Here is an 11,641-nt window from a genome sequence, read left to right on the forward strand (position 1 = left end):
TCCTTAACATACTTTCTATACTTAACTAATTACTATGTTGTTTCCCATAACATAATCAGATATTAACCATACTATATCAAATATTTCAAGCCTAAGCGGACTTTAAAATAACAATACAAAAAGATGTCATATTTATTTTTATTACATATTTCAGCTTATTTATCAAAAGATAGATAGTGAGGAGTTGCGATGATGGGACATTTAATTAGTATATTACACGTCATATTACTTGCTATGACCTTTATAGGATTAAAAAATCACGTTACAATCATTCCACCACTTTTAATACATGTTGGTAGGGATGGTTGGATATCTGTATTGATGGCAGCGCTTTTTCTTTTACCTTGGCTATTTGTTCCGAGTTATTTACACAAAAAAACAAATCAAGAAAATTTAATGGAACTGTTAAAGCAAACATTAGGAAAAAGAATGGCCAACATGCTTCTAGTTGGATTTGGATTGATTCTAATTATTTTAGCAGCTTTTACAATGCGTGAAGTGCTTCAATGGATTAATGCAACATTTCTAACCGAAACGCCTGTTTTTATATTATTAATCATCTACACTGTGCTATGTATTTTATTAGCATGTACAAATATACAGACGATTGTCATAGCTAATGCCTTTACACTATTCGGTGTCGTTGTATTTGGTTTTTTTGTAGCTATTACGAACTTACAAGTGAAAGATTACAATTTATTACGGCCATTTTTTGAGCACGGATATGAACCAGTGTTAAAAGGAATGATTTATCCTGCCTCTGGCTTTGTAGAAATCATATTATTCTTATTTATCCAGCATAAAATTCACGGAAAAATGCGAACAATTCATTATGTAATCATTATCGGTATTCTTACCTCACTTACGCTAGGACCGTATATCGGAGCAATCTCTGAGTTTGGTCCTGTAGAAGCTGCCAGTCAACGTTACCCTGCTTATGAAGAATGGGGACTTGTTTCCATTGGACGCTATATTGAACATCTCGATTTTTTATCTATTTATCAATGGTTAACCGGTGTGTTTATCCGCGTCGGATTTATTTTATACATTGTGACTCTTTTATTTAACATTGAAAGAAAAACAAAAAAAATATGGACACGTATTTTTCCATTCTTTTTTATCACTTGCTTCGCCTTAATCTTAATAGACGATCAAACCTTTACTAACATTAAGGGAAACTATGTATTACCGATAACGTTTTATCTACTTTTTCTTATCTCTTTAATATTGACATTTATTATTAGCAAAAGGAGGGAGCTACCATGAGAAGTCGAAGGAGGAAAAAGCTCGATTTAAAAACATTGGAGAATCTCTTTCAAAAATCAGATGATATTCAATTTGAAGATTACACCTTCAATAAGCACATTATTACAATTATCACATGTGATGCTATGATAGACCATCAAATGTTGCAACAAATTATTATTGAACGAATAAGACGGTATTTCGAAAGTGAAGAACATGATGTTAAAAACCTCCACCTTCCCCAACTAACTAAAATAACTAAAAAGACTGATGTTATCAATAAAGTATATTCTGGGTTTGTTTTGATTTACTTTTCAAATACAGGAGAGCTATATGCAAGTAATATCACAAATCAACCGAATAGAAAACCAGAAGAAACAAAAACAGAGGTGCCCGTTAAAGGACCTCGAGATAATTTTATTGAAGATTTATCTGTAAATGTCGCACTCATAAGAAAACGGCTTCCGACCAACTCATTATGTGTCGAAACTTTTCATATAGGAAGAAGAACAAAAACAAAAATCGCTATGCTTTATTTCGACGATATAGCAAAACCAGAAATATTAAAAGGTATTAGAGATAAACTAAATAAAATCGATGTAGATATTGTATTTAGTGGAAATATTCTAATGGAACATATCGATAAAAACTCCAGATTATTTCCACGACACGATTATACAGGTCGCCCTGATTTAGCCATTCAATCATTAGTAATAGGACGTATTTTAATTTTAATTGACGGTGTAGCGTACGGTGTGATTACACCTGTTAGTTTATTCCAGTTATTTAAAACGACAGAAGATAATGAATATCCATCTATATATAGTACATTTGAACGTTTATTACGCGTCTTTGGTGTTTTTGTTGGTGGCTTACTTCCTGCATTTTGGTTAGCCTTAATAACGTATCATCAAAACCAATTACCACTCTTATTATTGGCTACTGTCTTCCAATCAAACACAGGACTTCCCTTTCCCTCAGTTATTGAAATGTTAATTATGTTAATTTTATTTGAACTTTTTCGTGAAGCAGGCTTACGGTTACCAGAGTCAATAGGTGGTACGTTAAGTGTCGTTGGGGGATTAATTATCGGGGATGCTGCTATTCGTTCAGGCGTCACAAGTCCGGCAATGATTGTTGTCATCGCTGTATCAACTGTAGCAACATTTACTTTATTAAATCAATCACTCGTTGCAGCTGTTAGTATTATTCGTTTTATTTCCATTATAGTCACATCCCTTTTTGGTTTATTTGGCTTTTTTATGGTTTTTTATTTCACATTGCTTTATGTTGCGAATATCAGAGTCTTTGGTGTTCCTTATTTAAATATTAGCGCCAATTTAAACTCAGATCATGTAAAGAAAACACTGTTTCGCCCCTTACAAAAGTTTTATAAAACACGTCCTGTAGAAGTAGCTACAAATGATATCACACGAATTAATGAGGATGAATAATGAGAAAAGTTAGTCTATATTTAGTCTGTTTATGTGTCGTATTATTATCAGGTTGTTGGGATAAACATGAACCTGAGAGAATGTTATATGTTCATGGTTTAGGGATTGATTATAAAGATGGAAAATATGAGGTATATGCTCAAGTCATTAATTTATCCAATGTCGCAAAGTCAGAAGAACCAAAAACAGAGATTGTTCAAGCAGAAGTAGGATATGCAAGCGGAAATACATTAGAGGATGCTGTATTCAATTTATATCGATCTGCAGATGAAAGAATCTCTTGGGGGCACTTAACTTATATTGTCTTCTCAAAAAATGTATTGGAGGAAGATCAGTTTAATGCAAGTATCGATGTATTTATTCGTTTTGCTGAAACAAGATATCGCATTTGGGTATATAGTACACAAGAGGATATAAAAGATGTCCTTCTTACCATTCCTATCACCAGTACAACTTTAACGCTTTCTAAATTAAGTGATCCGATGAATTCATTTAAACAAGAATCTTTTGTAGAGCCAGTTGATATAAGAAGATTAATTATTGGTTTAGATGAGCCGAATCACGAAATGATTATTCCAACCATTAATGTCTTATACAATTGGGAAACTGTTGAAAGAATACCTCGAACTGCTCATTTAGCTGGTGTTGGAATTATAACACCAGACAAATTTAAAGGATTTATATTAAATGAAGAAGCAAGGGGTATTAAATGGATGAATAATCATACAAGGCGTGGAACCGTTTCTTTTTTATTAGATAAATCAGATGAAAATAGTATAACTTCTGCCACTTTAAATGATGTAAAGGTGAAAGTTACACCTATTGTTGAAAATGATGTTGTGTACTTTGATATTGATGTCAAAGTGCAGGCTGTTGTCAGTACTGTAACAGAGAAAGTTTCAGATGCTGAATTTCAAGAACATATTGCTAACACAGTCAAATCCGAAATTCTTATGACATACGAAGAAGCCTTAAATAAAGACATTGATATTTTCCGCTTGTCGGAACATGTTTATCGAAAGCACATCAAAGATTGGAAAAGGCTACAAAAAGACGGCAAAGTCGAATTAACAAAAGATTCGATTCGCTCTTTAAATGTCACAGTTACAAAACTGAAAATAGGAAGAAAATCATTACAAAAAACGATAAAGTAGAGGAGGCCTTTCGTACAAAGCCTCCTTTTAACCCCATTTTTGTTCTAACTTATTTGAGTAATTTGCAATCGATACCAATTCTTCGGTCTGCCTGTACGACCATACTCTAGGATGACTTGAAGCATACCTTCTGCCTCTAAATAATTTAAATAACGATTAATCGTTTGATAAGATACTGGAAGTTTTTCGACCATGTCTTCAATCGTGACTGGTTTGTCTTGTTTAATAAGAAACAATTTAATAGAGCGTAACGTCTTCTCATTAATTCCTTTCTCAACAAATACATTATTATCCTTTTTTGTGAGCTGACCAATTTTCAAATTAACACGAATTCGTGATATTAAATCCGGCGCCTTTATCGGTTTTAACGCAAAATCAGTCGCTCCTTCCTTTATAAATTTATCAGCGATTTTCTGCCGATCATCAACTGTCAAAATAATGATTGGTACATGCTCATTTAGCTTACGAATCTCCTTGATCGTTCGTAACCCATCCCATTCTGGCATATGATAGTCAATTAAAATAACATCTGGCTCTATCACATGAAATATGTCTACTGCCTCTTTACCAGTGGACGCTTCGATAACATCCCAGTCTAGTTAGTGAGCTTCTCTGATTTTCTCTAGATAAACCTTTGCTTTAGATTCATTGCTAAAGCTTGACATTGTTTTAATGGTGTCGCTATTGATTGCCGAAAAATCTACCTCGTTGGCTTTTAATTTGGAAAAATCAACTTCAAAGCCAAATTGATCTGTGACCCTTTCTTTAATCTTTTGTACAAGAGATTGTTCTTGTACTGCATTGAGTGATAGTGGTTTCATGATAGTCATAAAACTTCCTCCTTATAATAATATTTTTGATACATTATTAAAAGAGGTCTAACCACCAATTTAATAAACCTTATCTTAAAAAACGTTGTACAATTTGCGAAATCCCAAAAACCAAACCACTTGTAATAATTGCCCCAATTATAATATTTATTGGATCAAAGAAACCATTATAGAAGCCGATTAATCCAACTAAAAGATAAAGCAAAATACAAACATATGATATTGAAAAGGAAAGTGTAATCTGACTTGTTATTCTTTGATCCGCAATTACATATTTCTTTTTCTTATTAATTGATATTGAGATTATTTGGTAAACGAATATTAATGAACATACTCCCATTAAAAAGCTGAACCTTCCACCATTAAGAAATTCAGAATAACTTAAATAACTAAATGACAAGAATAATACAAAATTTAGCATTAGAATTACCCATTTATTCACACGCATTATAACCCTCTCCTTTTTTAGCAAATTAGTTATTCGTTTTCCTCATCCCAAAAAAACAAATTTTCAACCGGTTGATTCAGAGCTTTAGAAAGAGCCAAAACAATACCGATTGTTGGTTCATATTTCTGCTTTTCTATAGCGAGAATTGTTTGTCGATGGACCCCCACTTGATCTGCTAAGTCCTGTTGAGTTATATCCATCATCCTTCTAACATTGCGTATATTGTTTTTCACTTTTCCTCTTTTCAATTTTGTTTCACCTCAAATGTATCTTATCATATACAAAATGTAGTTTAAACTATACATTGTTAAATCTTGATTCAATTTTTACATCAAAACCTTGATTACCAACTTTTCCTTATAAAAAAAAGAAAAACGCCCTTTTGTTATTAAGGGCGTTTACCTATTAAAGAAATTCTTTTTCGTATTTATTTGGTGAAAAACCATTCAACATTGTTACTTCGTTCGTTTCTTTATTTTCAATCACTGCCAATGGCACTCCAAATACATTATAACCATCAAATTCTTTCATGTTTGTTTCGTCAGAAATATCCTTATAAATAAATTCCAGTTGGTGTTTTTCCAGCCATTCTTTTGCTCTGGAACAATAAATACAGCTATCACTACCGTATAGAGTGATTTCCTTATCCATCTTAACCCCCCTCAAAATATAAGAAATTGGAGGCAACACCCGGATTCGAACCGGGAATCAAGGTTTTGCAGACCTTTGCCTTTCCTTTTTGGCTATGTTGCCCTATTCATATATTAAAGAGAGGGAACAAACAAAGAAATCAACCATTTAATAAAATATTTGATTGATAATTTTAATGAGCGCATCACTTTCCACTATATAGCCCCCATTTAAATAAGGAGTGAAATTCATGGAAGATAACCATAAACAAATGCTTAATTGCTTAGTCCAAGTTCACCAAACACTATCTATTTGCTCGAAATGCTATGAATTAATAGGACGCACTTTTCAATGGGAGGTTCCCTTTAACAAAAAAACACCCGATAAGGGTAGTACAATCTTACCGATGTACGCCTTATCAAGTGTCCTCTTACAAAAGCCGGCTTTCTCCTAACCCTTTACGCTTGTCCGGCAGGTGCTTCTTGTGGTAGCAAGAATGCAGCGTTTTAATACGTCAGGTCATCTACCAATAACATATTCGGCAACCATTAACGTGGAACAAATCAAACTCCCGATCGCTGATATTAACGCTAATATTAACAACCACTCTCTTTTTTTCACGTTGTCCTGTCACCCCCTATTTTCTTTAGTAGGACGCTGATTTTTTTAAAAAGTTCCTTAAACCAAAAAAACTACCGACTTCATTAGAAATCGGTAGCAAGCAAATCATAGACTTTTATACCTTGCAAACAAGTATTTCAATATCAGTATCCTCAAAGACCTTTTGGATTATCCCACGGTTCTTTGACCATTCTAATCTATCCAACCCTGCTCCAATCTGCGGCATTGCAATCTTTTTGATTCCATTATCAATTGCTGTTTTTTTCATTGCCTCAATAGCCATCGTAAAAGAATCATATGTTGGTTTTTTTCAATATACCTGTTTCGTAACAAGATTCAGCACTCTACCAACAGCGATGCAGCTTCCGACTTGTAAGGATGAATATTTTGCGTGTTTACTTAGATTAGCAAGATCAAATCTTTTTCGAAACTGAACAGCAATTCCTGCCCCCATTTTTGCGTCCGCACTTATGCAATGAGCTAAATAGTGAACTACCCATCACTCAGCTTTACTTGAGTGGGTGGCAATGTTTTTTCAAGTGGAAGAATCTACAGTAAGTGAACTACCAACCACCTAGTTTTACTTGAAGTGGGGGCTTCTCGTTTCCTCGGGACAGGCATTCCCGCTCCCTCCACGATGGCGCGTTCCGCACCTAAGACTTTTTCTATCCGGCTTCTAAACCTAATTTCAGGATATTCTTCGCCGCATTTATATCTCGGTGGTCGGTGTACCCACATGAACAAACATGTGTCCGTTCCGACAATTTTTTCTTCACAATCCGACCGCAGTTCGAACACATCTGGCTAGTGTTATGTGGATTCACTACCTTGACCTGCTTATCAGCGTATGCTGCTTTATAAGAGGTGAAAATAATGAGTTGGTTCCACGCAACTTCGTGAATCGCTTTTGATAGCCTGCGGTTCTTTACCATGCTTTTGACATTCAATTCCTCGAATACAATCAAATCATATTGATCGACCAACATCCGGCTTACCTTATGGTTCGTATCCTTCCGTTGATTGGCAATCTGTTCATGTTTTTTCGCAAGTAATCGAACAGCTTTCCTTCTCCGATTAGAACCTTTCTTTCGTCTGGATACGATCCGTTGCAGACGTTTTAGTTGTTGTTCTGACTTCCGCAAGTGCTTCGGATTATCAAAGAATTCTCCGTCGGATGTAATTGCCAAGTGAGAAATGCCGACATCGACACCAACCTGCTTGCCTGTGAAATGGAACACTTTCTCAACTTCACAAACGAAACAGACAAAGTAGCGACCGTTCTTTCGAATGATCGTGCAAGTTTTCACTTTGCCTTCCACCTTCCTGTGCAAGTGAATACGGATACTGCCAATCTTGGACAATTTCAACTTATCGCCTTCAATTGAAAATCCGCTTTGAGGATAGGTAAAACTGTCATACCGATTCTTTCCTTGAAAACGAGGGAAGCCGGGCTTCTCACCATTTTTCACTCTACGAAAAAAGTTTTGAAAGGAAACATCTAGTCGTTTCAACACGTTCTGCAACACTTGGGAATGAATCTCCTTGTATTCCGGCAACACCTTTTTCAAATGTGGCAATTCTTTTATTTGTTGAAAGGGAGTAATGGAAACACCACGTTTTTTGTAGGTGAATATCCGCTGCTCCAATGCGTGATTATACAAGTCTCGGCATAATTCAAGTGTTCGTTCGAACAATTCTCGCTCTTCTTTCGTTGGATACAATCTGTACTTGAATGTCTTTATCAATCTTTTTCACTTCCTTTAAAAAGTCAAGCATTCATCCCCCCGCCTACTTTGTTGAGGAAGGAGACCTCTGCATTTTCTGTTAAACTATTGATCCTTGATCCAATGTAGATTTCGTATAATCCACCTTATTTCCATCATGAAATCCTTGTTGATATACTTCTACTTCTTCAATAGGCGGAAGTTTAAAAGACAACCCCTTTTTACCTTCAAACATTTCATCGTATGCTTGTTTTACTTCTGTAGGCAGCAATACCATTAACCCGTATTCTTGTTCCATCTCTTTAACTTGTTTTTCAAACTTTTCATTTAAACCACTTAAAAAACCTCTAATATAAGAGTTTTTTAATTCCGTTGTTAAGCTCCGCTCCCTTTGCAAAAAATTCACTTTGTAATATTCATCTACGAATTGAGATACATAAAAACTTAAAACCTCATACGCCAATATATACATTTCTTTCGCTAACGCAATATCATTTTCATATCCCAAAAAAATGATAGCCCTCTTTTTCTTGCTCTCACCTTCAACCGTTTTGCTATTGTAGTACCATGTAACTCTAAAATTATCCGCTATAACATTTGCCAATTGACGTTCCCACCAGAATAGAGTTTTATGGGCTGTCACTTGGCCTTTTGAGACAGTTTCATTGCTTTTCTGATCCAGTATTTCGGATGAAGAGATTTCATACTTTATCATAAGTTTTTGAGCCATAACGAAAGCTGTTTGACATTCTTCATCGTTTTTATGATCGTTTGCAATGGCTAATAAACCCTTGATTTTCTGGATAATTGACTCGTTTCGACTGGTCAACTGTATCCCTCCCAATAATCCATTCTTTGTATAAGGACGCTAATGCAAAATAATAGTTCCTTTCCATTACCAGGATTTCTCGATATTAAAAAAGCGTTCTGCATATAAGCAAAACGCCTTTCATTTATTAATATTCATCTACTATATCGACATTCATATTTAGCTTACGTCGATCATACATACCAATTCTTTCAGCAATCCGCATCATCTGATTTGGCCGATCTTCCTTTTCAAGAAATATCATCGCACCTGCACAATGTTGTTGATCAGGAGAAGGCATATGCAAAGTCTTATGACATGTGAAAGACATATCCGCTCTGATACCCTCCACAATCTCTTCTAATCTCCCCTCTGCCAATGTGGTATTGGTAGAACTACCTTTAATAAAAGGACAATCCTTGCAAGGAGTTTTTAAATCAAACTTCATTTTCATCGCAACCTATCATATTATATTTTTATTGGTTGTTAAGTATGGTTCGATTAAAACCTTTCCCAACTGAAAGTTTCATTTTCACTTAGCTCTACGCCTACACGTTTATATTCAGCTCTTGCTAATTTTTTAATTTCTTCATCAGATGCATTTTTTGGCACATTATATAGCCACGTTTTAATTTCATAACCTTCTCTAACCACATAAATAATTAAATCCATTCCATTTCACTCCTTCACATTAAACCTTTCGTACCTTCCGATAGTTTATAGAACATATTTAAGAAAAGTGAACGTACGAATTAAAGACTCCCTTCGTTCACTTTTTAATTACTTTACACATAGCATTCCAACTGTTAGCTAACCCTTGATTTTATACCCATAGAAAATAGATTGAATCACTTCTTCTTTTGTTAGCTCCGATAGAACTTTTTTAATTAAAGGATGTTTCGGTACTCCTTCGCCATCAAGGTATCTTGTAAGTCTCGTCATCCTACAATTTTTCTTTACATGTTCAATAGCTGTTGCTAAATCTTCTGTAACAGTTAGCATGACAAACTTCCTCTTAAACCAAATTTGTTAAATACATAGTTGATTCGGAATGTGCTTTAACCGCCTAAATTCGGATATATGCATTCCCATTCATAATCATCAAATTTAATCTCTTCATCTTTGATAATCTCACCTTTATTAATTTCAATATCTTGATTAAATTCCATACCACGCTCAAAAACATAAATTTTTATATCGATATTATACCTCTTGGATATTTAAGCAAATTCAATAGCATCAACGCCCCAAGCTTGTTTAAATGAATTAATAGTAAGTACCTCTAAATGACTATCGTTAAAGTACCACTGGATATGACCTTCAATAAAAGCTCGTCTTGTTCCCTTAACGTAAAAACCATAAGGTGAATACATATTGAAGTCCCATTCATCCTCTTCAATTTTTACGTTTGGAATTTCAACTTCCTTTCCCATCATTCGTGCCATTTCTCCACTCATACTTGGTAGTGCTTCTAATCCTTCAATCAAAAACTTTCTAATGTCTTGTTTTGTTCCTCTAACTTTTAGAACACCCTCTGCCCAATTTGGCATTTTCATTCTCCTCTCTTAATGCGTTTTATGTGTCAAATCCAAAACAAATTTTAAATCAAGGGTTTATAAAACGAACGATTGCCCATAGAGAATAAACGTTCAGTAAATTCACCTGCTGGTACATCACGCAATGCTGTTCGCAACGTATCCATCTTTGCATCTACCATGTCAATCAAATGAAGTATTTCTGCTTCCATGATGATAGGTTGTACAGGACTTCCCCACTCTAATTTGCCATGATGACTTAATACAAGGTGCTTTAGCAAAGTAACTTCTTCACCTTCAATACCAAGTGATTTTGCTGTCATTCCGATTTCTTCATTTATCATTGAAATATGACCAAGCAGCTTGCCTTCAAAGGAATACTCGGTATTAACAATCCCTTCATACTCTCTGATCTTTCCAATATCATGAAGAATCACGCCTGCAAACAAAAGGTCTTTGTTTAGTTCCGGGTATAGAGCACAAAAGCTTTCCGCTATCCGCAACATACCCACCGTATGATAAGCAAGTCCAGATACATAAGCGTGATGATTTTTGGAGGCAGCAGGATAAACTTTAAAATCCTCTTCGAAGTTTTGAATAACTGCTTTTGTAATGGCCTTAATTTTGTCATTATGAATGTCATGATTAATAACTTCATAGACTTTCTCCAATAAATCATTACCTGAAACGGGGGCTGACTGTAAAAGGTCTGCAACCGTTACATGTTCATCTTCCGTCACAGCTCTCATGAAGTTAGAGTTAAGTTGCTTTTTACCTTGAAACTCTGTAATAACCCCTTGCACCTCAACTATGCTCTCGACTGAATAATAGGCTAATGCCTGTTCTACGTTATCCCAAACTTTGGATTCAATGTCACCGGATTTGTCGCCAAGAGTGAGTGTTAGGAATCCGTTGTTATTCCGAGCAATCCCCTTTTGAACTTTTTTCACCAATAGAAACCCTTGAAAATTCTCTCCTACTCCATAATTAGCAATGCCTTTCTTCATCAAAACCTCTCCTTTAATAATGTTTTTAAACACAAAAAAGCCGACAGCACGCAATAGCGTAACCATCGACTTTATATATATTGACACAACTAAGTTGTGAAGCTATCAATCTTAAATACATGCTAGAAAGCAATTCTGACTAATTGCAGCCTGCCTAACTTTTCTTCATAGAAGAATTCAAAGGC

The 11,641-nt window shown here is 35.0% G+C and carries 16 protein-coding genes and 1 tRNA gene; 3 read left to right on the plus strand and 14 right to left on the minus strand.

Translation table 11 applies throughout. The features are described 5' to 3' along the window. Nucleotides 1–192 precede the first annotated feature (192 nt). From HNQ35_RS06840 to HNQ35_RS06850, 3 genes are read left to right on the plus strand one after another with little or no spacing between them, the layout of a single operon-like run. Nucleotides 193–1,266, plus strand: coding sequence for a GerAB/ArcD/ProY family transporter (locus tag HNQ35_RS06840; protein WP_146936660.1), 1,074 nt, complete (start codon nt 193–195; stop codon nt 1,264–1,266). Continuing rightward, nucleotides 1,263–2,699, plus strand: a complete 1,437-nt coding sequence (locus HNQ35_RS06845; RefSeq protein WP_146936662.1) for a spore germination protein — start codon at nt 1,263–1,265, stop codon at nt 2,697–2,699. The genes HNQ35_RS06840 and HNQ35_RS06845 overlap by 4 nt, the downstream gene beginning before the upstream one ends. Then, nucleotides 2,699–3,853 carry a Ger(x)C family spore germination protein gene (locus tag HNQ35_RS06850; protein WP_146936664.1) on the plus strand — a complete coding sequence of 385 codons (1,155 nt, stop codon included), beginning with the start codon at nt 2,699–2,701 and terminating at the stop codon, nt 3,851–3,853. Before HNQ35_RS06845 ends, HNQ35_RS06850 begins: the two co-directional genes overlap by 1 nt. Before the next feature lie 44 nt (nt 3,854–3,897). Here HNQ35_RS06850 and HNQ35_RS14415 read toward each other — a convergent pair whose 3' ends face one another. The 14 genes from HNQ35_RS14415 to HNQ35_RS06920 all read right to left on the minus strand — a co-directional run bounded on the left by HNQ35_RS14415 (nt 3,898) and on the right by HNQ35_RS06920 (nt 11,456). Then, nucleotides 3,898–4,437 carry a response regulator gene (locus HNQ35_RS14415; protein WP_281284182.1) on the minus strand — a complete coding sequence of 180 codons (540 nt, stop codon included), beginning with the start codon at nt 4,435–4,437 and terminating at the stop codon, nt 3,898–3,900. A 15-nt stretch (nt 4,438–4,452) separates the two neighbouring features. Continuing rightward, on the minus strand, nt 4,453–4,683 hold the full coding sequence (locus HNQ35_RS06860) for a hypothetical protein (RefSeq protein ID WP_146936668.1): 231 nt from the start codon (nt 4,681–4,683) through the stop codon (nt 4,453–4,455). Nucleotides 4,684–4,753: 70 nt separating this feature from the next. Beyond that, nucleotides 4,754–5,131 (minus strand): hypothetical protein, encoded by a 378-nt coding sequence (locus tag HNQ35_RS06865; protein WP_146936670.1) that lies wholly within the window; start codon nt 5,129–5,131, stop codon nt 4,754–4,756. 29 nt (nt 5,132–5,160) lie between these two features. Further along, on the minus strand, nt 5,161–5,379 hold the full coding sequence (locus HNQ35_RS06870; RefSeq protein ID WP_218026190.1) for a helix-turn-helix transcriptional regulator: 219 nt from the start codon (nt 5,377–5,379) through the stop codon (nt 5,161–5,163). 157 nt (nt 5,380–5,536) lie between these two features. Then, on the minus strand, nt 5,537–5,782 hold the full coding sequence (locus HNQ35_RS06875; RefSeq protein ID WP_146936672.1) for a glutaredoxin family protein: 246 nt from the start codon (nt 5,780–5,782) through the stop codon (nt 5,537–5,539). Between the two features lie 27 nt (nt 5,783–5,809). Next, nucleotides 5,810–5,884, minus strand: a tRNA-Cys gene (locus HNQ35_RS06880). Nucleotides 5,885–6,497: 613 nt separating this feature from the next. Beyond that, nucleotides 6,498–6,665, minus strand: coding sequence for a macro domain-containing protein (locus HNQ35_RS06885; protein ID WP_174771665.1), 168 nt, complete (start codon nt 6,663–6,665; stop codon nt 6,498–6,500). A gap of 382 nt (nt 6,666–7,047) precedes the next feature. Continuing rightward, entirely contained in the window at nt 7,048–8,076 is a 1,029-nt protein-coding gene (locus tag HNQ35_RS06890) for an RNA-guided endonuclease InsQ/TnpB family protein (protein WP_246118060.1), read from the minus strand. 130 nt (nt 8,077–8,206) lie between these two features. Beyond that, nucleotides 8,207–8,935: a DUF2786 domain-containing protein gene (locus tag HNQ35_RS06895; protein ID WP_170226632.1), complete on the minus strand. Its 729-nt coding sequence runs from the start codon at nt 8,933–8,935 to the stop codon at nt 8,207–8,209. Between the two features lie 127 nt (nt 8,936–9,062). After that, nucleotides 9,063–9,266: a hypothetical protein gene (locus tag HNQ35_RS06900; protein WP_146936678.1), complete on the minus strand. Its 204-nt coding sequence runs from the start codon at nt 9,264–9,266 to the stop codon at nt 9,063–9,065. A 149-nt stretch (nt 9,267–9,415) separates the two neighbouring features. Next, a complete protein-coding gene (locus HNQ35_RS06905; protein ID WP_170226634.1) occupies nt 9,416–9,586 on the minus strand; it encodes a hypothetical protein in 171 nt (56 codons plus the stop codon). Between the two features lie 138 nt (nt 9,587–9,724). After that, nucleotides 9,725–9,916, minus strand: coding sequence for a hypothetical protein (locus tag HNQ35_RS06910; RefSeq protein ID WP_146936680.1), 192 nt, complete (start codon nt 9,914–9,916; stop codon nt 9,725–9,727). Nucleotides 9,917–10,134: 218 nt separating this feature from the next. Beyond that, nucleotides 10,135–10,464, minus strand: coding sequence for a hypothetical protein (locus HNQ35_RS06915; protein WP_246118061.1), 330 nt, complete (start codon nt 10,462–10,464; stop codon nt 10,135–10,137). Nucleotides 10,465–10,514: 50 nt separating this feature from the next. Next, on the minus strand, nt 10,515–11,456 hold the full coding sequence (locus HNQ35_RS06920) for an HD domain-containing protein (protein WP_146936682.1): 942 nt from the start codon (nt 11,454–11,456) through the stop codon (nt 10,515–10,517). Nucleotides 11,457–11,641 lie beyond the last annotated feature (185 nt).

Origin of the sequence: Cerasibacillus quisquiliarum (genome assembly GCF_014202495.1) — a bacterium.
Taxonomy (GTDB): Bacteria; Bacillota; Bacilli; order Bacillales; family Amphibacillaceae; genus Cerasibacillus; species Cerasibacillus quisquiliarum.